The sequence below is a fragment of the Zoogloea sp. GDB6 genome (assembly GCF_056724105.1).
Genome location: NZ_CM161497.1, coordinates 4,298,267 through 4,319,647 on the forward strand (window position 1 = coordinate 4,298,267; position 21,381 = coordinate 4,319,647).

Below are 21,381 nucleotides of genomic sequence, written 5' to 3' on the forward strand. Positions count from 1 at the left end.
TCCGTTCACTGCTCTTGTCCGTGTGCCCGGCGTCCCGATGCCCGCTAAAAATCCGCCCCCAGTCCTCCAAGCCCGCTCCCAGGACCTGACCCAAGCCTTTTACTGGTTGGGCTCACTCACCTTCGTGTATCTCCTGCTGTGGCAGCAGGACGGCGGATTTGACCTGGGGTTGGGCCGTTTCCTGCCGCTGCACGCAGCCATGGAGACCGCATCGATCATCGTATCGATGCTCGTCTTCGGGATCGCCTGGAATGCCTATTCCCACACCCGGCCTGGCAACGTAGTGCTGCTCGGCACGGTCCTTCTCGGCACGGCGCTGCTCGACTTCGGACACATGTTCGGCTACGGCGGCATGCCGGACTTTGTCACCCCATCCAGCCCGCAGAAAGCCATCGTCTTCTGGCTGGCCGCGCGTGCCCTGGTGGCCGTCGGCCTGCTGATCACCGCCACCCGCGCATGGCAACCCATGCTGCACCGCCATTCCCGCTACAGCCTGCTCGTGGCGGTATGCGGCTATGTCGGCGCGGTGTATTGGCTCGAGCTGTTCAATGCCGCCAGCTTGCCCGTCCTCTTCGTCCAGGAAAGTGGCCTGACGCAACTGAAGATCGACAGCGAGTATGTGCTGATCGTCCTCTACGGACTTGCGGCCATGCTGTTCTACCGACAGGCCCGCCGAGGCGTCGCCCACAATGCCGCGGACCTGTTCGCAGCCGCGGCGATCGCCGCCCTGTCCGAGCTGTGCTTCACGCTGTATGCGTCGGTCAGCGACATCTTCAATTTCGCCGGCCACATCTACAAGGTCATCTCCTATGGCTTCATCTACCGGGCCGTATTCGTGGACAGCGTGCGCCAGCCCTTTGCGGCCCTCAACCGGGCGCTGGCGAAGGAAAAACTGTGGGCGGCAGAGCAGCACTCCTTCGTCCGCACGCTGGACATGCTCGACGAAGCCGTGCTGGAGTTGCAGCCCGACGGCCGCATCGCCAGCGCAAACAGCGGCTGGTGGCACCTGACCGGCAATTCGCCAGGCGGAGCCCCCTTGGCCGAGACCATCTACGCTGACGACCGCAGTGCCTTCCTGAAATGCCTCGGCGACCTGCAGAACGGCCGCAAGGACGAGTTCCATGGCCGCTTCCGCATCATGGCCGAGGCCGCCTATGAACAATGGATGGAATGCCGCTTCGTCGCCGAACGGGACGACGAGGGCCAGTTGATCGGCATCCGCGGCGTGCTGCGCGACATCACCAAGACCTACCTGCAGGAGCGCCACATTGCCCACATGGCCCTGCACGACGCCCTCACCGGCCTGCCCAACCGGGTACTGCTGGAAGATCGCATCAAGAAGACGGTGCAACTGGCACGGCGCACCGATGCGCGGGTTGCCGTGTGCTTCATCGACCTCGACCATTTCAAGAACATCAACGACGCCTACGGCCACAAGACCGGCGACGCGCTGTTGCTGGGCATGGCCAAGACGCTGGAAAAGAGCCTGCGCGACGGCGATACCATCGCCCGCTGGGGGGGTGACGAGTTCGTGGCCCTGCTGCCCGGCCTCACCAGTGCCGAAGACGCCCGCAACGTGGCGCGCAAACTGGTCAGCGTGATGCAGCAGACCTACGAACTGGAAGGCCAGCCCATCAACGCCACCTTCAGTATGGGAATATCCCTGTTCCCGGACGACAGCGACAGCGTGGACACGTTGCTGGCCCACGCCGACCGGGCGATGTTCTACGCCAAGTCCCAGGGCCGCAACAACTTCCAGCTGTTCTCCGACATGTCGGCCCGCGGCCTGGGCAAGAAGGAGCTCTACATCCAGTCGCGGCTGGCCCAGGCGATCCGCGACGGACACATCACCAGCTGGTTCCAGCCCCAGTTCGCCGCCACGCCGGACGCCACCGGCCAGCGCCCGCTGACCGGCGCCGAGGCACTGGCCCGCTGGCACGACGCGGATCTGGGCTGGATTTCACCGGGTACCTTCATCCCGATGGCGGAAACCCTCGGCCTGATCCACGACCTCGGCCAGCTGGTACGCCGCCAGGCCCTTGAACAGTTCGCCCGCTGGCACCGGCTGCGCCCCGATCTGCAATTGTCCCTGAACATCTCCAAGCGCCAGCTGTTCGCGCCGGATTTCGTCGATACCCTGCTGGCGGATGCGGGCCACTACGGCCTGCCGGCCGCAGCCCTGATCCTGGAAGTCACCGAATCCGTGGCCTTGATGGAGGTGGAGTGCGCCGAAGAACGCCTGCGCCAGCTGGTACAGGCCGGCTTCACACTGTCCATCGACGATTTCGGCACCGGCTACGCGTCCCTGTCCCAGTTGCACGAGCTACCGGTCGGCGAACTGAAGGTCGACATTTCCTTCGTGCAGCGGGTCCATACACCGGATGGCCTGCGCATCCTGCAGGCCATCGTCAATCTGGCCCGGGCCCTCGGCCTGCGCACGGTGGCGGAAGGCGTCGAAGACGAAGCCACTGCTTCGACGCTCATGCAACTGGAAGTGGATGTCCTGCAGGGCTACCACCTGGGCAAGCCCTGCCCGGCGGAGGACTTTGAAAAACTGCCGTTCTTTGCCGGCAATCCGGCACCTGGCCTGGCGCTGGCCGCTACCGGTTGACAGCCCACAGGATGCGGTCAGGACGCCTCTTCAGCGGATGATCTCGATGATCTCCACGCCCATCTCGTAAACGCCGGTCTGTTCGAGCCCGTGGCAGCGCCGGACACGCACCCGCGCATGCAGCGGCATGTAGGTCCCCCCGCTGTCAGGAGGCAGCACGGCGACCTCGAAGACTTCGTCCATTCGCGGTACGTGGCTGGAGTGGATGGTCATGCCGCCGACGCCCAGTTCGACACAGGTCCCGACCACCGTCGGCCCCCCGCCGTAGGGCCGGATACCCACCTTGCAGCCCAGCGGAATGCGGCGATCCTTCCGCCTTTCGGTCATTCGGTCCATATCAGCAAATTCCTGCGGTCGAAGCGCGCACCTTACGAAACTCGGCCCCATCCCGCAAGGCTCAGAAACGCTTGCAGGCATCGCGGCGTGACGCTTATCTCACCGGAGTGCCTGGCGCCGGTTCCGCCCGGACGAGACGCAGCTCGCCGTACGCCACCCGCTGGGCAAACGGACGAGTGCTTTCGAGCCCTTCCTGCCAGGAAACCACTTCGTAGGACGTGAAGCCCGGCTGGCCGGCCAGTAGCGCCGCCCGACGCGTGAACACCTGGCGCGCCTCGCCATCGCCCCCCGAATGGATAGCCTTCAGGCGCAAGGCGAGCAGATAGCGGTCGTCACCCCGGCGGGCTTCCTCGATGCTCCAGTTGGGCGCGAAAGGATCGCTGACGATATAGAAAATCAAGGCCCCTGCAAGCATCGAGGCGTTCAGATAGCCCGCATCCGAGGCCATAAGCACCGCAGCAGGGCCAAGTGCCCACTCCTTTGGAGGGGCACTGCTACAGGCAACCAAGCCTAAGCTTAGCCCGACCATCCCCAAAGATGAGAAACCCACCCGCATTGGCTTAATTGATGTAATTGAAGAGGGACAGATTGCTGACCTTCATGAAACTCTGCTGGGCCGCCTGCAAGTAGATCTGTTGCTGAGAGAGGTTACTCACTGCCGAAGCGTAGTCGGCATCCTGAAGACGCGACAGGGTTTCGCTGTACTGCAGATCGAGGCTACTACCGATATTTTGCTGTGTTTCCACTTCCACCATGCGGGAGCCAACCCCGGCCTGCACACGCGAAACACTGTCCTGCGCTGCGTCCATGCCGGCAATCGCCTGAAGACCACCGAAGCGGGTCACGGCGGCATTGCCCGACTGCAGGGCCGTCGCGAAGTTGCCCATGATGTCGAAGGCGCTGGCCACCGTGCTGACCGAATAGCTGTCGCCCGCAGCCGGCGCACCGCTCAGCGTCAGGGTGACGGCGCCAAAATTGAGGGTCGTATCCGAACCACTGGTCGTAACGGTCGGCGTAATCGGCGCCGAATGGGTGGGGTCGGCGGTGGAGTCAAAGACCTGATAGGTCGGCCCCGCAGCCACGCTGATGTCGTACGCGTGGTTGTTGTAGCCACTGAGGCTCATCCCCGAAACCAGTGCCGAGCCGGTATTGCCAGCCGCACTGAGCGCAAAGGCCGAACCAGTCGGCGCCCGCAGCGTGTTGAAAATCTCATCACCGGAGCTGGTGACCGGCAGATTGCGCGATGAAGAAATCTGCAAAGTGCGTGCGCCCTGATCGCCCTGATAGGTCATGCCGGTCGTCAAACTGCCGACAAACGGCTGCGTGTTGCTGGTATAGCCACCGAAGATGAATTCACCGGTGGAGTCCTGGCTGTTGGCCAGGCCCTGCAGCGCAGAGAACTGCTGGGTGATATCGGCAGCAATGCTCTGTTGCTCCTTGGTTGAATACGCACCGTTACCGGATTCAACGGCACGGGTACGCACATAGGTAACCAGATCGGTAACCGCGCTCAACTTGCTATCCACCAGCTTGAGCTGATCCGTGGCATACCCTTGGTTGGACGTATACAAGGCGTTGACGCTTTTCGACTGGGTCACTTCCAAGGCCCGCGCCGATGCAACAGGATCGTCCGACGGTGCCAGCACGCGGCGACCGGTGGCAACCTCTTTCTGGCTTTTGATCAGCTGGCTGTTCTGCGACTGAATCTGCGCAACGCCGCTGTCAAAGATCATGCCGGTGGTGACTCGCATGATGATGCTCCTTACTGGCCGAGGGCCAGCACTTGGTCGAAGAGTTTGGAGGCAATGGACATCACCTTGCCCGCCGCCTGGTATGCCTGTTGATAACGGATCAAATTGGCCGCTTCTTCATCGAGATTGACCCCTGCCACCGATTGCTGTGCCTGGACTGCCTGATCCACCAGGCTTTTCTGCGCGTCGCTGTTGACACTGACCTCACGGGCCTTGTTGCCAACCGTACTGACCAGCTGGGCATACACCGACTGGAACGTCGCCGACGGCTGGCCGCTCGCTGAGAGCAGCAGTTTGCTCGTCTGGAGATTGCCCAACAGAACCGCATTGCGGCTGTCAGACACGCCTCCCGTATTCGGCCCCAACGTGAAAGTATCGTTGACTTGTGGCGCACCGTTCATGGTGAAGGACACACCACCGACGCTAACCGTCATCCCGCTGGCGTAGGGAATGGAGCTGCCGGCGGGCACTGGCACCGGTGTCGTGGTACCGGGAGGGGTGTAACTCAGCTGCACGCCGGCCGGGAAGCCGGACAACATATTCCCCGCCGTAATGGTCAGCTTCAGCGGCGCCGCAGCGGTACCGAAACTGGCCAGATCAGCCGTGCTCGACACCACTGGCGCGGTAATGCTTGCCGATCCCAGATTGGAACTGGTGGCCGACGCGGTCACCGGCGCCGCGGCAGCGATCATGCGCGTGTCGGTAATGGCGACGCCAATGTTGGCCGCCGCATTACGGGTGGGCTGGATGACGAAGCTGTCACCCGCCTTGGATGCCGACGGCGGAGTGATCGACAGCCCGACTGCAGCAGGGCTCACCGACATCCCGTCGGAAAGGCGGGTCAGCGAATAGTTGCCGGCGCTGTCCGTGAAGACGAGCTTGTAGTCGTCACCGGTCAGTTTGGAGACATCGTTGAACTTCACGGTCGGCGGTGTCGTCGTATTGCCGGAGTCGCCAAGGACGGTGGCACCGGGTACCGTGAAGAAGGATGTACCCAGATTCCCGTTGAGATCCTGGCCCAGGGCATGCTGAGCGTTGAATGCGGAGCTCAGGCCAACGGCAATCAGACCGAGCTGGTTCTGGGTAGCATCCAGAGATTCGGAACGCATCGCCAGCAGACCACCGAGCTTGCCGCCTCCCAGCAGACTCTCCGGTACCGTCAGCGGGGCGCCACTCGGCGTGATGATATTGACGTTGAGGCGGGTCGGGTCGGTGGAGGACGGGCGGGCTTCGAGCTTGGTTGCACTGATACCGACCACCAACGGCTGGCCGGTACCGATGAAGACCGACATGGAGCCGTCGCTGGCGGTGGTGGTGGACACCCGTACCAGCTGGTTCAGCTCTTTCACCAATTGGTCGCGCTTGTCGAGCAAGTCGTTGGCCGGCTGGGACGAGCCCGCCTGCTGGGCGATGGCGATCTGGCGATTGACGTCGGCGATCTGCTCGGCGTAGGAGCTGATCGACGTGACGGTGTCCTTGATCTGCCCCTCGACGCCGGAGCGGATGTCACTGAGGCGGTTGGCCAGGTTCTGGAAGCGGTCCACCAGGCTCTGGGCCGTGGAGATCATCGACTGACGGGCCGGGATACTGGACGGATTGGCCGCCACTTCCTGCACACCCTGGAAGAAGGAATCCACCGCGGGTTCGAGGCCCACCGTGGAATCCGCCAGCATGTTGTCGATCTGGCTGATCTCCGTGCTGTAGGTGTTGTACTCGTTGTACTTGGTGTCGGCGGACATCACCTGGCCGGTCAGGAAGCTGTCGTAGGCCCGCTTGATCGTATCGATCTTGGTCCCTTCGCCAAAGAAACCCGCCCCGCTGAACATTGCCGGATTGGTACTCTGGACCGTCGTCTGGCGGCTGTAACCGGCCGTTCCCGCATTCGAGATGTTGTGGCTGGTCGTGATCAGCCCCGCCTGGGCGGCGTTGAGTCCGGTGAGGCCAATATTGAAGATGCTGCTGCCCATGATCCGCGTCCCTGATTCGGAGGTATCTACGGCAGACTACGCAAGAACTTTGCCAGCAAAGAACCGGCAAACACCGCCGCTCAGGCGCTGGGGGTGGAACCTGCCGCCAGGGCGACCTTGAGGGTATTACCGTTGATGATGCGGGCAAGCTTATCCGCATACATGGGATCGGTAGCGTAACCGGCGGCCTGCAGGCCACGGGCAAAGCGGGTCGCATCCGTCTGGCCGACCACCGCAGCGTAGCGCGGGTTGCCGCCGATCAGGCGAGCATAGTCGCGGAAAGACTCCGCGTAGGAGCCATAGGCGCGGAAGCGGGCACTCTCCGTCGTCGCCTGCCCATTGCGGTGCTCGGTGGTGGAGGTACTCACCGTGGCCCCGGTCCAGCTACGCCCCGCCTTGATGTTGAAGAGGTTGTAGCTGGGCGTGCCGTCGGCATTCTTCAGCTCGTGCTTGCCCCAACCGGTTTCGAGGGCCGCCTGCGCAACCAGGAAACGGGCCGGAATACCGGTGGCCTTGCTGGCCTCGACAGCCTGAGGCCACACCTTGTCGACAAAGGCCCGGGCCCGGCTGCCGGCCGGCATGCCCGACAGCTGTGGGGCAACGGTGCTCGATGCATCCGCAGCCGGCAAGCTTGCGGCAGGATTTGCCGTTTCACCACCGACCTTTGCCGCCGGCGGTACCGCTGCATCGAAGTTCCGCCGGATCGTCGGCTCCAGTGGCACCGGACCATCCGGCAGGGTCACCGACTCCCGCCCCTGGGTCATCTGCCGCTCGATGACTTTGGCGAGCCCAAAACCACGGCCGCGGGTGGAAAGCTGCATGGACATCTGCTGGTCGAGCAGAGACTGGTACATGCGCGCCTCTTCGCTGTCGAACATGCCGCCCTTGGGTGTCGCATCGCGCATCGACTTCATGACCTGCTGCACGAACAGGGCCTCGAACTGACGGGATGCTTCCTTGATGGCTTCCGGCGAGTTGTCCTTCGACAGGCGCTTCAGACCGGACAGCGTGTTCGGGTCGAGAGCGTTGATCTGGCTGAAATCCGCCATCAGATCACCTCGAGCTCGGCCCGCAGCGCACCGCTGGCCTTCATGGCCTGCAGGATGGCGATCAGTTCAAGAGGGTTGGCGCCGACCGCATTGAGCGCCTTGACCACATCGGCCAGGTTGGTGCCGGCCTTGATGTTGAACAGCGTACTGCCCTCTTGCTTGATATCCACCGAGCCCTTGTTGGTGACCGCCGTCTGACCACCGGACAACGCACCGGGCTGGCTCACCTGCTGTTCGTTATTGACTGTCACGGTCAGGCTGCCGTGGGCTACGGCACAGTTCTGCAGTGCCACCTTCTGGTTCATGACCACCGACCCGGTCCGCGAATTGACGATCACCTTGGCGGCCTGCACGGCCGGCGTCACGTCGAGGTTCTCGAGACGGCCGAGAAAGGCCACGCGGAGGTTGGGATCCTCCGGCGCCAGCACCTGGATCTGCCGCCCATCTACAGCTTGGGCGGCGCCGGGCGCAACGCGGTTGATGGCATCGACCACGTTCTGGGCCGTGCCGAAGTCCGCGTCGTTGAGTTCGACGAAGACGGAATCCCCCTGCCCCACCGGACTCGCCACCGCGCGCTCCACCGTGGCCCCGCCCGGAATGCGTCCGGCTGACAGGTGATTGACGGTCACCTTGGCGCCTCCCGCCGAACCGCCGGCCCCACTCACCGCCAGGCTGCCCTGGGCCATCGCGTAGATCTGTCCATCGGCCCCCTTCAGCGGCGTCATGACCAGGGTGCCGCCTTTCAGCGAGCGTGCATTACCCATCGACGAGACCGTCACGTCGATCTGCTGGCCCGGACGCGCAAACGGCGGCAAGCTGGCAGTGACCATCACCGCCGCGACGTTCTTGAGCTGCAGGGACTGGCCAGGCGGCAGCGTGATGCCCAGGTTGCCGAGCATGTTGATGATGCTCTGCACCGTGAACGGCGTCTGGGTGGTCTGGTCGCCAGAGCCATCGAGGCCGACCACCAGGCCGTAGCCGATCAACTGGTTCTGCCGCACACCACCGATCGATGCCAGATCCTTGAGACGCTCGGCCCGGGCTGGCACCGCAATGGTCAGACTTGCCGCGACGACAAGGGCGAGACACAGACGGAACAGGAAAGACATATCCATGCCCCTCAGAAAGGCAGCACGTTCACGAAGAAACGCTGCAGCCAGCCCATGTTCTCGGTTTCATCGATATAGCCGTTGGCCCGGTACTCGATGCGCGCATCGGCCACCTGGGTGGACTGCACGGTGTTGCCACCAGTCATGTACACCGGATTGACGATGCCTGAGAAGCGGATGAATTCGTTGCCCTGGTTGATGGCGATCTGCTTTTCGCCGGACACCAGCAGGTTGCCGTTGGACAGCACCTCAATGACGGTCGTCGTGATCGTACCGGTGAAGGCATTGTTGGCCGCCGCGTCCCCCTTGCCGCCGAACTTGCTCGCGTCGGACGCCGTCGCCCCGAGCCCGTTGAGCGCGCCGGCCAACGGCACCTTGGCCAGGCCGGACAACGACGCGCTGAGACTGGAATTGCGCTCCGCCGTTGCCGACGACTTCTTGCTTGCGGCGGTCTGTTCGACCAGATTGATGGTGATCACGTCGCCGACGAAGCGGGCCCGCCGATCTTCGAACAACGGGCGCGAGAAGCTCGGCTGGAAGATCGAACCTGCCTGGGACGCCTGGGACGTCCGCGGCTCCGGGCGGATGGTCATCGGCTGGTGCACGGCGGTCGGCGGCGTGCTCTGCAGCGCGGCACAGCCGCTCAGCCCAGCGAGCAACAGCACGAAAAAAGGACGGGACAGAAACACGATCAATCTCCGCGGCTCAGGACTTACAGGGAGGTCAGCTTGCCGAGCATCGCATCGGACGTGGACACCGCCTTGGAATTGAGCTCATAGGCACGCTGGGTCTGGATCATCAGCACAAGTTCCTCTGCCACGTTCACGTTGGAGGACTCCACGTAGGTCTGGTTGAGCACGCCGACGCCATTGGTACCCGGCGTGTTCGGATTCGGCGTTCCGCTGGCAGCGGTCTCGAGGAACAGGTTTTCACCGACACTCTGCAGGCCGCCAGGATTGACGAAGCTGGCCACCTGGATGTTGCCGATCTGGGAAGGTGCGGTCTGGTTGGGCAAGGTCACCGATACCACGCCGTCCTTGCCGATGGTCAGGGACAAGGCGTTGGAGGGGATCGTGATGGCCGGCTGCAGCGGATAGCCGCTGGAGGTCACGATCTGCCCATTGGAATCCTTCTGGAAAGCACCGTCCCGGGTATAGGCGGTCGTGCCGTCGGGCAGCAGGATCTGGAAGAAGCCCTCGCCGTTGATCGCTACGTCCAGCGCATTGCCGGTCTGCGTCAGCGAACCCTGGGTGTGGTTGCGCTCCGTCGCGATGGGCCGCACGCCGACACCGATCTGCAAGCCCGACGGAATCGTCGTCTGCTGCGTCAACTGGGCGCCGGGTTGGCGCAGGTTCTGATACAGCAGATCCTCGAAGACCGCCCGTGAACGCTTGAAACCATTGGTGGAGACGTTGGCCAGATTGTTGGAGATGACGTCCAACTGGGTCTGCTGGGCCTCGAGGCCAGAAGCGGCGGTCGAGAGGGAACGGATGAGCATGGAGGGCTCCTGGTGTCTGGTTACTGCACCGGCAAGATCGACCGATGCAGCGGATTAGATACTAGACAGAGCAAGAGGTGTTCCAGCCTCGGAGCAGACCGGAAAAGCCCCTTCTATTCCGGTTTCGTCAGCACCATTCAGCTCTTGGAAACGAGCTGCGTGGCGGACTGGTCCATCTCCTTGGCGGTCGTCAGCATCTTAGTCTGCATTTCGTACTGCCGGGACAGGGAAATCATCGACACCATCTGCTCGACGACATTGACGTTGCTGCCCTCCAGATAGCCGGCGGCAACCTTGACGGCAGGATCTGCCGGCGCCTGGGCACCATTTGCCAGGCGGAACAGCCCATCGGCACCACGCTGCAGATCCTGCTCGGGCGGATTGACGAGCTTGAGCTGGTCCACTGCGCTCGTGTTGTTGCGGGAGCCGGAGCGCTGAACCGTGGACAGCGTGCCGTCGCCCCCCAATTGCATTTCCACATCCGGCGGAACAGTGATCGGACCACCGTTGCCGAGCACCGGCAAACCGCTGCGGGTCTGCAGGACGCCGTTGGGACTGACCTCAAAGCTGCCGTTGCGCGTATAAGCTTCAGTACCGTCCGGCAACTGCACGGCGAACCAGCCCTTGCCCTGGATCGCCATGTCCAGCCCACGCCCGGTACTCTGTAGCGTACCGGAAGAAAAATCGTCCGACACGCTGGCATCGACGACGAAGGCCCGGGTCGGCAACAAGGCGTTCTGGACCGGCACCGCGCGCAGGCGATGCAGTTCCGCCTTGAAGCCGGTACTGGTGGCGTTGGCCATATTGTGGGCAACGGATGCCTCCTGCCCCATCGTGGAGGAGGCGCCAGTCATCGCGGTATAGATCAGACGGTCCATGACTTATCCCAAAGGGTTCATCAACGCAGGTTGACCAGCGTCTGCAGCACCTGATCCTCGGTCTTGATGGACTGGGCATTGGCCTGGTAAGCACGCTGCTGGGTGATCATATTGACCAGTTCGGCAGTCAGATCGACGTTGGAGTCTTCCAGGGCGCCAGACTGGATCACCCCCAGCACGCCGGTGCCCGGGGCATTGGGCTGCTCCGGCCCGGAGTCGTTGGTGGACACCCACTGGTTGCCGCCGATGGACTTGAGGCCGTTCGGGTTCTGGAAGCTGACCAGATACACCTGCCCCATGACCCGCGACTGACCATTACTGAAGTTACCCAGCACCGTACCGTCGGCACTAACGCTCAGGCCCGACAGCTTGCCGGTGGTGAAGCCGTCCTGGGTCAGCTGGTTGATCCCGTAGCTGTTACCGAACTGGGTCGTGCCGGCCAGATTGACATCGAAGCTCAACTGAGTAGTTGCACCCGTCGTGATGTCGTAATTGACCTTAACCTTGGAGCTCGGGCTCTGCACATAGGCCATTTGGGTCGGATTGGCCGGATCGATCTGGTAGAGGCTGCTGCTCTGGAAGACACCGTTGCTGTCAAAACTGATCGACATCCAGCGGTTTTCGGTGGTGGTCTGCGGGGGGGTCTGGGACTGGGCCAGCTTCTGCGCATCCGCGTTGATCTGCGGCGGCAGCCCATCCAGACTGCTGTATACGTCCCAGGTGTTGGCCTGGGCGGTCTTCACGAAATACAGGGACTGGGTGTGCGGATTACCGAGAGAATCGTAGACCGTCTGGGACGTGGAGCTCGTGTAGCTGGACGGATCATTGATGCTGAAGTTGGCATTGCTGCCCTGTGTAGTCGTCGTCGGCAGCAAGGAAGTCAATGCTGCGGAGGCCGTCGCCGGGTCAGCAGTGACGGTGATGCCGGACAGGCGGCCGGTACGAGCCGACGTGAAGGTGATGGCCGGAGTGCTATCCCCCGAGACCTTGATGCGCCCCTTGAGCGCACTCTGGTCGATGGCCGTCTGGATGGCCGCAGCCAGCGAGCCCACGTCGCTATAGGTTCCAGCCGGCAGGTTTACCACTGTAGAGCCGGTTTCACCGTCGAGCTGGAAGGTCAACTGGTCGGTCGAAGCGATCGTGAAGGACGGAGAGGGCCCCGTCAGCGAAGTGATCGCCGCGCTGGTACCCGATGATGCAGTGAGCGACGTAGGCGTGGCCGAACGGGAGTCCAGATTGACGTTGTAGCCGGCATTGCCGGTCGCCTGGGGCTTGGCATCGCTGAGATTGAGCTTGAGATCGCCGGTCGCCCCCGTCAGCACGCCGTTCGCGTCGGCAACCTTACCGGTCAGGCGCAACCCCTGGGAATTCACGATGTAGCCGTTCTTGTCGGTCTGAAACTGACCGTTCCGGCTATAGGTAATGGCCCCTGCGTTATCCATGCGGAAGAAACCCTGACCATTGATCGCCAGGTCCAGGCCATTGGTACTGGTCGTGATATTGCCCTGGCCGAACTGCTGGGCAACCTTGGAAACCTGCGCACCGATACCCACTTGGGTCGCACCGCTTGCCAGTGAGGCCGCGAACACGTCGGAGAACTGGGCAACGGCTTCCTTGTAGCCGACGGTCCCGGAGTTGGACACGTTATTGCTGATCGCTTCAAGGGCCTTGGACGCAATCGACAGGCCGCTCAAACCTTGTTGGAATCCCATTTTCGTCTCCGCTTACAGAATCTGCTTGATATCGGACAGGCCGACGGTATTACCCGACCCCACATCCAGCGACACGCTGCCCGTGCTGGAGCGCAGCACGCTATTCACCGTAGTCAGCGTCAGCGCTGTCGGCTTGACGTCGGTATCGCCACGGGTCGCGCTGACACTGATCGTGTACTTGCCGTCGGCCGCGACGCTGCCGTTGTTGGTTGTGCCATCCCAAGCAAAATTGTAGACCCCGGCCTCATCGACGGCGCCCAGTTCCATCTTGCGCACCTCGTTGCCGCTGGAATCCTTGATCGTGACCGTCACCTTGTCGGCGGGGCTGGTGACCTCGAAACCGCCGTAAGCCTTGCTGCTCGACAGGGCCAAGGAATTGCCCGAGACCATCACGCCCTTGCCCACCAGCGCCGCGGCTTGCAGCGCGTCGCCGGACTGGGACTGATCGAGCAGGGAAGTCAGCGTCGCATTGAGCTTGTCGATGCCACTTACGGTGCTGATCTGGGCCAGCTGCGACGTCATCTGCGCGTTGTCGGTGGGGTTCAGCGGATCCTGATTCTTGAGCTGCTCGGTGAGCAGCTTCAGGAAGCGGGTCTGTGCATCGTCAGTCTTGCTGGTGGATGTCGTCGAAGATTTCTGCAGCGCCGCCAGCGCATCCGCGGCAGTGGTCGAAGTGCTGGAATTGACGGTACTCATCATCGTGCTCCGTTACGCTTACTGGCCGATGGCCAGGGTTTTTTCCATCAGGGACTTGGCCGTCCCCATGACTTCAGCATTGGTCTGGTAGGCCCGGGAAGCCGAAATCATGTTGGTCATTTCCTCGACCACATTCACATTCGGCAGCGCCACGTAGCCTTCCCCATTGGCGGCCGGGCTCTTGGGGTCGTACACCATGCGCATCGGCGCCGCGCTTTCGACAATCTGCGTGACCTGCACGCCCTGGGCACCTGGCCCGGCCATCGGCGTCGCCGCAAAGACCACCTGCTTGGCCTTGTAGGGCTGGCCATTGCTCGAGGTGATGCTGTCGGCGTTGGCCAGGTTGCTGGCAGTCGTGTTGAGGCGCAGAGACTGGGCGGTCAGTGCGCTGCCGGCCACGTGGAAGACATTGAGCATGCTCACGATGCGCTCCTTACTGACCCTGGATGGCTTGCTGCATTGAGCGCAGCAGGCCGTTGATGAAGGTGATGCTGGCCTGGTACTGCACCGAGTTTTCGGCAAACGCACTGCGCTCCGCATCCATGCTCACCGTATTGCCGTCGATGGCGCCCTGCTCTTCCGTCCGGTACTTGAGGCTGGCATCCAGCACGTTGCCGGCACTGCTGCCCGGCAGGTGAGCAACAGACGTCGTGGCGAGGGGCAGCCCACTCGTCTTCCCCCCCAACGCGCCATTCAGGGCTTCGCGGAAGTTGACGTCACGGGCCTTGTAGTTGGGCGTGTCGGCATTGGCGATGTTGGAGGCGATCACTTGCTGGCGATACGCCCGCACGTTCAGCGCCGTCTGATGGAAGCGCAGTTCGTTGTCCAGTCGATCGGCCATTCGATTCACCTTTAAAGTTTGTTCCCTGCGGTGCCGTTACATTTTTCGTTCATGCAAGGCAGCGCGGTCTTCGTGCAATTCAATGCACCTTCCGTGCCAAGCACTCTACGCGGCAAGCGGCGACATTGATGGCCCAAACAGGCGGTAAATCCGGCATCAATTTAATGCCTATGCGCAGCCCCTCCCGGCCGCCACGGCAAACTTTGCCGCCCGAACCGGCAAGCGCCGTCCACCTCAAGCCGTAGTCGGCACGGGGACATCTGTTTTTTTCGCACTTCGGCGCCGGACGTGGTCGAATAGGAACACACATCCCTACTCTTCGCTCCATGAAGTCCGTCTTTTGTCACCTGCTGTCCGTACTGGCTCTGCTGGGCCTGGCACACCCGTTTCAACCCGCTTTTGCGCGCCAGGATCCCGCCCCCGTACGTGCCGAGGTTGCCCGTTTCCTCAACATACAAAGCCATAGCCTGCCCGGCGAAGTCAGCGTCCAAGTTGGCGATTTTGCCTCCGACAACGCTCTGCCGGCCTGCCTCCAACTAGAAGCTTTCCTGCCGCCCGGCAGCCGGCAATGGGGCCGCCTGACCGTGGGCGTGCGCTGCCTTGCGCCAAGCACCTGGTCTGCCTACGTACCTGCCGAGGTTCGGGTCAAGGGCGTTTATCTGGTTACGGCGGCGCCCCTGCTCGCCGGGCAGATCATCGGCACCAATGATCTACGTCGTGAAACCGGCGAGCTGAGCGCCCAGGCCTCAGATGTCCTGACCGATCCTTCCCAGGCTATCGGCTACGCCGCCCGGATCTCCCTGGCGGCCGGCAAACCGCTCGCCGCCAGCCACCTGCGCCTGCCGCCCGCCGTCGTTCAAGGCCAGCCGGTGAAGGTCATTTCCCGAGGGGCCGGGTTCGAAGTCGCCAACGATGGGACAGCCCTCAGCACCGCCAGCGACGGTCAGGGGGCACAGGTCCGCCTGAGCACCGGGCAAGTGGTACGCGGCGTGGCGCGCAACGGCGGATTTATCGAAATCATTACGCCTTGAGGCGTTCCCCACCGCACCCGAACGGGTTAAAGTTTTGGCCCCATGAGTCGTTGACTCGAACGACTTCTGGAAGAAAGGGCAAGACCGTGAAGATAGACAATTCCGTCAAATCGGCCGGTGGCCTGCCGTCCAACGACGGGCGGACCCGCGCCTCCAAAGACGCGACCAAATCCCAGGCATCGAATGGCGATACCGACAAGGTGGAGATCTCCTCCCTCTCATCGCGCATGCAGCAGATGGAAGAAACCATCTCCGGGACTCCCGTCGTGGATAGTGCAAAGGTCGATGAAATCAAACAGGCCATGAGTGAAGGGCGTTTCAAGGTGGACACCGGCAAGGTCGCCGACGGCCTGATCGAAAGCGTCCGCCAGATGCTCTCCACGCAGACCGGCAAAGCCTGATAAAAGATGGCAACCGTCGATCAGAACTTCATCCATCGCCTCGCCATTCTGATCGGTGAAGAGCGCGCCGGCTTGCAGCAGTTCTTAGCGCTGCTGCAGCGGGAGGAAGAATTGCTTGTCGCTGGCCAGATCGATGCACTGACCCTGCTGGCCGAGGAAAAGACGAGCCAATACCGTGCCCTGCAACGCCTGTCGGATGACCGGACAGTGATGTTCACGCGGGCTGGTGCTCGGGTTACCAACGAGAATATCCGGCTTGCCCTCGGCGGCCTGCCTGAAGCGCTCGCCAACTGGGACAAGGTGATCGCCATGGCGAGCGAGGCCAAGGAGCGCAATCGGGTCAATGGACAATTGATCCTTGAGCGCCTGCAGAACAATCAGCAAGCCCTGAGCACGCTGCTGGCCGCCGCCGAACATCCGCAGATCTACGGCCAGGACGGCCAGTCGCGGCCAACTGGAGGCAGTCGCCACCTCGGCTCGGCCTGAGCAGATCGCCCTCGACGCCTGCGGCTTGACCGCTTCAGCCGCTTATCAACGTGCGCCCGGAGTTGGAGTCACCGCCGACGGCTCACTGACAGCAGCACCAGGAACTGCAGCCGGAGACTGGGGCGGGAGCGCAGTCGAGGGCAGGATGGAGTCGGCCACGCCCGATGCCTTGACGGGCTTTCCAGGCTCCGGCTCGGCCACCCGCGACTCGATCAGGATGGTGACTCGACGATTACGGGCACGCCCGTCCGGAGTCGCATTGTCGGCAACCGGCCGCTGATCGCCGTAGCCGGCTGCAGTCAGGCGAGCTGGTTGCACGCCATTCTCGACAAACAAGCGCACCACGCTTGACGCCCGCACGGCCGACAGCTCCCAGTTCGACGGGAACATTGGGGTTGCGATCGGCGTCACGTCGGTATGCCCTTCGACCGTGATGGGGAACTCTGCCCCGGCGAGCACCTGCGCAACCGCACGCAGCGCACGCACGGCGTCGGGGCCAAGCTGGGCGTATCCCGGCGCAAACAGGACGCTGGCATTGATCTCGACGGTGATCCCAAATGCCCCTTCGGTGACCCGCACCTGCCCATCGGCCACCAACGGAGCCAGCACCTTGCGGATCTCTTCGGCCATGTTACGCACCCGCTCGGCCTTCGAGCGGCGCGCCTCATCCGTCTCGCCGGCAGCATTCGGCGGCGTTGCAGTGCTCGGACGGATCGGCGAGATAGGATTCGAAACGATCCGCGGATTCTCGCTGTTGGCGATATTGCGGAAGGCGTTCACCACCGAATCAGACATGATCCGGTACTTGCCCTCGTTGAGGGACGAGAGGGAATACATCACCACGAAGAAGGCGAACAGCAGGGTGATGAAGTCGGCGTAGGAGACCAACCAGCGCTCGTGATTCTCGTGCTCGTCTTCCTTCTTTCCACGCCGCGCCATGCTCTCAACCCACGTAGCCGCTGAGACGACGTTCGATGATGCGCGGGTTGTCGCCGTTGGCGATTCCGACCAGTCCGTCGAGCAGCATCTCGCGCATGGAAACCAGTGTTCCGATGACAGCCATGAGCTTCTTGGAGACCGGCAGGAAGATCAGGTTGGCCGAGCCCACGCCATAGATCGTTGCCACGAAGGCGACGGCGATCCCCGAACCGAGGCGCGACGGATCGGACAGGTTCTCCATCACATGGATCAAGCCCATCACCGCGCCCAAGATGCCAATGGTCGGCGCATAGCCGCCGGCTGCCTCCCAAACCTTGGCCCCCTGCTTCATCTGGGCCTCCCAAGTGTCGATATCCACCTCCAGCACATCCCTCAGGCGCTCCGGCTCGACGCCATCCACCAACAGCTGGAGGCCCTTCTGGATGAAGGGGTCCTCAAGTGCCGGAATCTGCGCCTCCAGCGACAGCAACCCTTCCTTGCGAGCGACATGGCTCCACTCGACAATCTGGGCGATCAGTTCGGCGTGGTTCAATGCCGGCGGCACGAAGACCCAGCGGATCATCCGGACCCCTGTCCGGAAAACCTGCAATGAGCTTTGCAGCATAACCGCCCCCAGGGTACCCCCGATGACGATCATGAAGGCGGTGGGCTGGATCAAGGAGCCGACATGCCCGCCTTCGAGTACCTGGCCGATGAGAATCGCCGCCAGGGCAAGGGTGATCCCGATAAGGCTGATGCTGTCCATGCGTGCCCTCTGGCTGTGGTTCAGGATGCCGCGGGACGCCGGCCGCGGGCACGACCGTCAGCCTTGGCCTTCACCATGCCCTGCGCCACGCCTGAGATACGGGCTCGCAACCGAGCGATGGCCTGGCTATGCAGTTGACATACACGCGACTCCGATACGCCGAGGACCTCGCCGATCTCGCGCAGGTTCATGTCTTGTTCGTAATAAAGCCCCATCACGGTCTGCTCCCGCTCCGGCAGGTCGTCGATAGCCCTCACCAACACGTCGCGCATGCTCCCCTCAAGCAGCAAAGTCAGGGGATCATTGCCTTCCAGCGTTATGTGGCGTTCCAGATAGTCGTCCTCCCCGTCGCTCGTGAAATCCTCGAAATACACCAGCTGGTAGCCGCGCGCCTCCTGCAGCATGTGCTGGTAGTCGGAGAGAGGGAGCCCGAGGGAGTCGGCCAGTTCCTTTTCCGTGGGCGGGCGGCCGTTCTGCTGTTCCAGCTGGTGCACGGCCGCCTCGATACGCCGCATATCCCGCCGCAGGCTGCGCGGTAGCCAGTCGTTCTCGCGCAGGCCATCGAGCATGGCACCACGGACACGCTGCACCGCGTAGGTCTCGAACTGCGCCCCCAGGCCTTCTTCGTAGCGGTTGATCGCGTCGAGCAGGCCCAGCATGCCGTTCTGAATAATGTCCTCGACCTGAACGCTGGCCGGCAACTTGGCCATCAGGTGATAGGCAATGCGTTTGACCAGCGGCGCATACTGGACGACGAGCTGTTCTTTATCGAGGGTGCCGGAGGCGGTGTACATCTTTCATCAGCTTTCTGGTCTGAGTTGCCGGGGCCGTCCGCATGTTACGAGACAGCCACCGGCAACGCTACGCTTCTCTTCGCCCCGTGCGACACAATCCACAAATCGGTCGAATCAGCCCGCCATTCCGGCCTGGGCCGACCAGGCCCGCAGGCGCCGGATGAAGGCGCTGGCCCCTTCCGCAGGATGACGGGCACCCAGGGGCGTCGTCATTGCCTCAGCCAGCGGATCGCGTTCCACCTCGCCCCTCCATGCGAGCGGCAAACCGACATGGCGCGAACTGAAATCCTGCAAGCTGGCGAACAGGGCGGTCGCATCGGCCCGGTCACGCGCGCCGCTAACGGCAATCTCCAGGGAGCCTGCCCCGGCGGCGGCCAGCCCCTTGATCCATTGACAAGCGCCGCGCGCGCCCACGCCGCTGGCCTCCACCACCAGCAGACGTCGCCCCGCAGCGCGGGCAAAAGGGGTCAGACGACGGGCATCGCCGACCGTATGGATGGCCAGCAGATCGGCACGACGCTGCAATTCGGCGATACCGGCCTCCAGCCGTGCATGGTGGCCGGCACCAAGGAGAGGAACGGCCTGCACCGTCGCCGCAGCCGGCACGACCCATAGACCGTCAGCCACTTCACGCATCGTCTCGGTGACATCGAACTGCCCCTGCAGCGCTCCGAGCAGATCGCCCCCTTCCGGAAAGCCGAAAGCAGCCAGCAGAGAGCCGCGCTCAGGCGCATGTTCATCGATCGCTACCACACGCCGCGCGCCGTCGGTCAGCGCCAGCAAGGTCTGTACGGCCAGATCGCGGGGTGCGCGGCCCGACGTGAACAACGCCACCACGGCAGAGGGCGTACGACGGAACAGGCGACGCAGGCCGGCGGCCTGATCGGAAGCGTGCAGCATCTTAGAGGCCTCCCCTCAGACTGGCACTCCCCTTGCCTCCGGTGGCCAGCAGCAGGCCGGCCTCCAGGGGGTCAAGACGGAACGGCGAGGCGGCGGGCAACTCGCGCAGCGCCTGACCAAGGAGCTTGTCCCGATTGGGCAGATGCAGATCCTCCGGCACCCGCTGGCCGTTGGCCACGTAGAAGACTTCCACCTGGCGGCGGACCGCCACGTCGAGGACCGGAGCCAGCGACATGGCCTCGTCCATCTTGGTGAGAATCACCCCGGCCAGATCGTCGCCAGCATAAGCATTGACCACATCGTCGAGAGTATCTCCACGGCTGGTGGCATTGAGCAGCAGCAGGCGCGATACCTTGCCGGCCCCCGTCAGCATCGCCGCCTGCTCGGCCACCATCTTGTCGCGCTGGCTCATGCCCATCGTATCGATCAGCACCATGTGCTTGTCACGCAGACCGGCCAGGGTTTCGCGCAGATCGGTCGCGTCGCGCACGACAAAGACCGGCACACCGAGAATCCGGCCGTAGATACGCAGTTGTTCGTGGGCGCCGATCCGGTAACCGTCAGTGGTGATCAGGGCCAGCTTGTCGGCACCGTGGCGTACGACGCAGCGTGCGGCGAGCTTGGCCGTGGTGGTGGTCTTGCCGACACCGGTAGGGCCGACCAGCGCATACACACCGCCCCGGTCGATGATGTCCACATCGCTGGCCATCGAACGGAAACGCTGATCGAGCGCCGCCTGCAGCAGGCGATGGGCTTCCTCCGGCGCTTCGTCTTCCGGCACCTCTTCGGCCAGCTCGCGGGCCAGTACGGCGGAGAAGCCCGCCTCCAGCAAGTCACCGATCAACCGGGTGCGCCCCGGTGCCGTACGGGCCATTTCGCCCCAGGCAAAACCGGCAAGCTGACGCTCCAGCATGCCACGGATCGCGGCCAGTTCATTGGCCATCTGGGAATTGGCGTTCTCCAGGGCGCGGATACGCGCCTCCTCTTCGATACCCGCCGGACGCTGACGCGCTGCGTTGTCGCGGGCCGGCACAGCCTCCCGTGGCGGCGTCGGCTCGCTGCGCAAGGGCGAACGCGGTGCCGACATCTGCGGCGCCACCGCGTGATCCGCCAGCGGACGGCGGACCTGGGCCGACGCAGCATTGAACACATCCCGGCTCAGCTCGACCCGCGGCGGCGTGAAGTTCTGTACCGCTGGAGCTGGGCTCTGCACTGCCGGGGCCGGACGCTGCGGCGCCGGGCGCGGCGCTGCCTGCACAGGGGCCGCTGACGGGGCTTGCTGACGATTGCCGGCGGCCCTCGACAGGCTGACCCGGAAATCGTCATCAAAAAAATCCTCCGGGGCCTTCCGAGCCGCCGCAGGTGTCGCAGCAGGGGCAGGCGCGGCCGATGCTTGGCTGCGGGCGCGCTGGGCCGATTGCATGCTGGCCACATCGCCTGCCGGCAACGCAAGAATCTCCACGCCACCATTGGCTGCGCGATTGGAAAGCACCACCGCATCCGGCCCAAGATCATCCTTCAGCATACGAAGGGCTTCGCGAGCGGTTTTGGCAAAGTAGCGCTTGACGTTCATGCTCCTGTCTCCGGGAACGAAGGCCCTCACGGTCTGGGCGCATGCAAACGCCAGCGGGCACTTC

Annotated in this window: 22 protein-coding genes; 4 read left to right on the forward strand and 18 right to left on the reverse strand. The window is 63.3% G+C overall.

Translation table 11 applies throughout. The annotated features are described in order from the left end of the window. Positions 1-37: 37 nt before the first annotated feature. The gene (locus AC1PQG_RS19515) at positions 38-2,611 is read left to right on the forward strand and encodes a bifunctional diguanylate cyclase/phosphodiesterase (RefSeq protein ID WP_481119462.1); all 2,574 of its coding nucleotides are present in this window, start codon (positions 38-40) and stop codon (positions 2,609-2,611) included. A 30-nt stretch (positions 2,612-2,641) separates the two neighbouring features. On the opposite strand, the gene AC1PQG_RS19520 is transcribed toward AC1PQG_RS19515, so the two are convergent. The 13 genes from AC1PQG_RS19520 to flgB form a co-directional block, all read right to left on the reverse strand. Further along, entirely contained in the window at positions 2,642-2,947 is a 306-nt protein-coding gene (locus AC1PQG_RS19520; RefSeq protein ID WP_481119463.1) for a PilZ domain-containing protein, read from the reverse strand. Between the two features lie 94 nt (positions 2,948-3,041). Further along, complete coding sequence (locus AC1PQG_RS19525) at positions 3,042-3,347, reverse strand: hypothetical protein (protein ID WP_481119464.1); 306 nt, start codon at positions 3,345-3,347, stop codon at positions 3,042-3,044. Between the two features lie 160 nt (positions 3,348-3,507). Beyond that, positions 3,508-4,698 carry a flagellar hook-associated protein FlgL gene (gene flgL / locus AC1PQG_RS19530; protein ID WP_481119465.1) on the reverse strand — a complete coding sequence of 397 codons (1,191 nt, stop codon included), beginning with the start codon at positions 4,696-4,698 and terminating at the stop codon, positions 3,508-3,510. A gap of 11 nt (positions 4,699-4,709) precedes the next feature. Continuing rightward, positions 4,710-6,665, reverse strand: a complete 1,956-nt coding sequence (flgK, locus tag AC1PQG_RS19535) for a flagellar hook-associated protein FlgK (protein WP_481119466.1) — start codon at positions 6,663-6,665, stop codon at positions 4,710-4,712. A gap of 80 nt (positions 6,666-6,745) precedes the next feature. Beyond that, positions 6,746-7,714 carry a flagellar assembly peptidoglycan hydrolase FlgJ gene (flgJ, locus tag AC1PQG_RS19540; protein WP_481119467.1) on the reverse strand — a complete coding sequence of 323 codons (969 nt, stop codon included), beginning with the start codon at positions 7,712-7,714 and terminating at the stop codon, positions 6,746-6,748. Further along, positions 7,714-8,823 carry a flagellar basal body P-ring protein FlgI gene (locus AC1PQG_RS19545; RefSeq protein WP_481123031.1) on the reverse strand — a complete coding sequence of 370 codons (1,110 nt, stop codon included), beginning with the start codon at positions 8,821-8,823 and terminating at the stop codon, positions 7,714-7,716. The genes flgJ and AC1PQG_RS19545 overlap by 1 nt, the downstream gene beginning before the upstream one ends. An 11-nt stretch (positions 8,824-8,834) precedes the next feature. After that, on the reverse strand, positions 8,835-9,512 hold the full coding sequence (locus AC1PQG_RS19550; protein ID WP_481119468.1) for a flagellar basal body L-ring protein FlgH: 678 nt from the start codon (positions 9,510-9,512) through the stop codon (positions 8,835-8,837). A 23-nt stretch (positions 9,513-9,535) separates the two neighbouring features. Next, positions 9,536-10,321 (reverse strand): flagellar basal-body rod protein FlgG, encoded by a 786-nt coding sequence (gene flgG / locus AC1PQG_RS19555; protein ID WP_481117567.1) that lies wholly within the window; start codon positions 10,319-10,321, stop codon positions 9,536-9,538. Between the two features lie 137 nt (positions 10,322-10,458). Then, positions 10,459-11,199, reverse strand: a complete 741-nt coding sequence (gene flgF, locus AC1PQG_RS19560) for a flagellar basal-body rod protein FlgF (protein ID WP_481119469.1) — start codon at positions 11,197-11,199, stop codon at positions 10,459-10,461. 20 nt (positions 11,200-11,219) lie between these two features. Then, positions 11,220-12,911 carry a flagellar hook protein FlgE gene (locus AC1PQG_RS19565; RefSeq protein ID WP_481119470.1) on the reverse strand — a complete coding sequence of 564 codons (1,692 nt, stop codon included), beginning with the start codon at positions 12,909-12,911 and terminating at the stop codon, positions 11,220-11,222. A gap of 12 nt (positions 12,912-12,923) precedes the next feature. Then, the gene (locus AC1PQG_RS19570) at positions 12,924-13,607 is read right to left on the reverse strand and encodes a flagellar hook assembly protein FlgD (RefSeq protein ID WP_481119471.1); all 684 of its coding nucleotides are present in this window, start codon (positions 13,605-13,607) and stop codon (positions 12,924-12,926) included. Positions 13,608-13,625: 18 nt separating this feature from the next. After that, positions 13,626-14,030: a flagellar basal body rod protein FlgC gene (gene flgC / locus AC1PQG_RS19575; RefSeq protein WP_481119472.1), complete on the reverse strand. Its 405-nt coding sequence runs from the start codon at positions 14,028-14,030 to the stop codon at positions 13,626-13,628. Positions 14,031-14,040: 10 nt separating this feature from the next. Continuing rightward, on the reverse strand, positions 14,041-14,448 hold the full coding sequence (flgB, locus tag AC1PQG_RS19580) for a flagellar basal body rod protein FlgB (protein ID WP_481119473.1): 408 nt from the start codon (positions 14,446-14,448) through the stop codon (positions 14,041-14,043). A 326-nt stretch (positions 14,449-14,774) separates the two neighbouring features. Between flgB and flgA the strand changes: the two genes are divergently transcribed. The 3 genes from flgA (at position 14,775) to AC1PQG_RS19595 (ending at position 16,366) form a co-directional block, all read left to right on the forward strand. Continuing rightward, on the forward strand, positions 14,775-15,479 hold the full coding sequence (flgA, locus tag AC1PQG_RS19585) for a flagellar basal body P-ring formation chaperone FlgA (protein WP_481119474.1): 705 nt from the start codon (positions 14,775-14,777) through the stop codon (positions 15,477-15,479). A gap of 86 nt (positions 15,480-15,565) precedes the next feature. Continuing rightward, positions 15,566-15,880: a flagellar biosynthesis anti-sigma factor FlgM gene (gene flgM / locus AC1PQG_RS19590; RefSeq protein WP_481119475.1), complete on the forward strand. Its 315-nt coding sequence runs from the start codon at positions 15,566-15,568 to the stop codon at positions 15,878-15,880. A 6-nt stretch (positions 15,881-15,886) separates the two neighbouring features. After that, complete coding sequence (locus tag AC1PQG_RS19595; protein WP_481119476.1) at positions 15,887-16,366, forward strand: flagella synthesis protein FlgN; 480 nt, start codon at positions 15,887-15,889, stop codon at positions 16,364-16,366. A gap of 45 nt (positions 16,367-16,411) precedes the next feature. Here AC1PQG_RS19595 and motD read toward each other — a convergent pair whose 3' ends face one another. From motD to flhF, 5 genes are all read right to left on the reverse strand, one after another. Next, complete coding sequence (motD, locus tag AC1PQG_RS19600; protein ID WP_481119477.1) at positions 16,412-17,305, reverse strand: flagellar motor protein MotD; 894 nt, start codon at positions 17,303-17,305, stop codon at positions 16,412-16,414. 4 nt (positions 17,306-17,309) lie between these two features. Next, on the reverse strand, positions 17,310-18,050 hold the full coding sequence (locus AC1PQG_RS19605; protein WP_481119478.1) for a flagellar motor protein: 741 nt from the start codon (positions 18,048-18,050) through the stop codon (positions 17,310-17,312). 20 nt (positions 18,051-18,070) lie between these two features. Continuing rightward, positions 18,071-18,844, reverse strand: coding sequence for an RNA polymerase sigma factor FliA (locus AC1PQG_RS19610; protein WP_481119479.1), 774 nt, complete (start codon positions 18,842-18,844; stop codon positions 18,071-18,073). A gap of 114 nt (positions 18,845-18,958) precedes the next feature. After that, positions 18,959-19,744 carry a MinD/ParA family ATP-binding protein gene (locus tag AC1PQG_RS19615; protein WP_481119480.1) on the reverse strand — a complete coding sequence of 262 codons (786 nt, stop codon included), beginning with the start codon at positions 19,742-19,744 and terminating at the stop codon, positions 18,959-18,961. A gap of 1 nt (position 19,745) precedes the next feature. Continuing rightward, a complete protein-coding gene (gene flhF / locus AC1PQG_RS19620) occupies positions 19,746-21,317 on the reverse strand; it encodes a flagellar biosynthesis GTPase FlhF (protein ID WP_481119481.1) in 1,572 nt (523 codons plus the stop codon). Positions 21,318-21,381: the final 64 nt, after the last annotated feature.

Coding starts and splice junctions, on each gene's coding strand:
- AC1PQG_RS19515 (WP_481119462.1), top strand. CDS start 38: ATGCCCGCTAAAAATCCGCCCCCAGTCCTCCAAGCCCGCTCCCAGGAC.
- AC1PQG_RS19520 (WP_481119463.1), bottom strand. CDS start 2,947: ATGGACCGAATGACCGAAAGGCGGAAGGATCGCCGCATTCCGCTGGGC.
- flgL (WP_481119465.1), bottom strand. CDS start 4,698: ATGCGAGTCACCACCGGCATGATCTTTGACAGCGGCGTTGCGCAGATT.
- flgK (WP_481119466.1), bottom strand. CDS start 6,665: ATGGGCAGCAGCATCTTCAATATTGGCCTCACCGGACTCAACGCCGCC.
- flgJ (WP_481119467.1), bottom strand. CDS start 7,714: ATGGCGGATTTCAGCCAGATCAACGCTCTCGACCCGAACACGCTGTCC.
- AC1PQG_RS19545 (WP_481123031.1), bottom strand. CDS start 8,823: ATGTCTTTCCTGTTCCGTCTGTGTCTCGCCCTTGTCGTCGCGGCAAGT.
- flgG (WP_481117567.1), bottom strand. CDS start 10,321: ATGCTCATCCGTTCCCTCTCGACCGCCGCTTCTGGCCTCGAGGCCCAG.
- flgF (WP_481119469.1), bottom strand. CDS start 11,199: ATGGACCGTCTGATCTATACCGCGATGACTGGCGCCTCCTCCACGATG.
- AC1PQG_RS19565 (WP_481119470.1), bottom strand. CDS start 12,911: ATGGGATTCCAACAAGGTTTGAGCGGCCTGTCGATTGCGTCCAAGGCC.
- AC1PQG_RS19570 (WP_481119471.1), bottom strand. CDS start 13,607: ATGAGTACCGTCAATTCCAGCACTTCGACCACTGCCGCGGATGCGCTG.
- flgB (WP_481119473.1), bottom strand. CDS start 14,448: ATGGCCGATCGACTGGACAACGAACTGCGCTTCCATCAGACGGCGCTG.
- flgA (WP_481119474.1), top strand. CDS start 14,775: ATGAAGTCCGTCTTTTGTCACCTGCTGTCCGTACTGGCTCTGCTGGGC.
- AC1PQG_RS19595 (WP_481119476.1), top strand. CDS start 15,887: ATGGCAACCGTCGATCAGAACTTCATCCATCGCCTCGCCATTCTGATC.
- motD (WP_481119477.1), bottom strand. CDS start 17,305: ATGGCGCGGCGTGGAAAGAAGGAAGACGAGCACGAGAATCACGAGCGC.
- AC1PQG_RS19605 (WP_481119478.1), bottom strand. CDS start 18,050: ATGGACAGCATCAGCCTTATCGGGATCACCCTTGCCCTGGCGGCGATT.
- AC1PQG_RS19610 (WP_481119479.1), bottom strand. CDS start 18,844: ATGTACACCGCCTCCGGCACCCTCGATAAAGAACAGCTCGTCGTCCAG.
- AC1PQG_RS19615 (WP_481119480.1), bottom strand. CDS start 19,744: ATGCTGCACGCTTCCGATCAGGCCGCCGGCCTGCGTCGCCTGTTCCGT.
- flhF (WP_481119481.1), bottom strand. CDS start 21,317: ATGAACGTCAAGCGCTACTTTGCCAAAACCGCTCGCGAAGCCCTTCGT.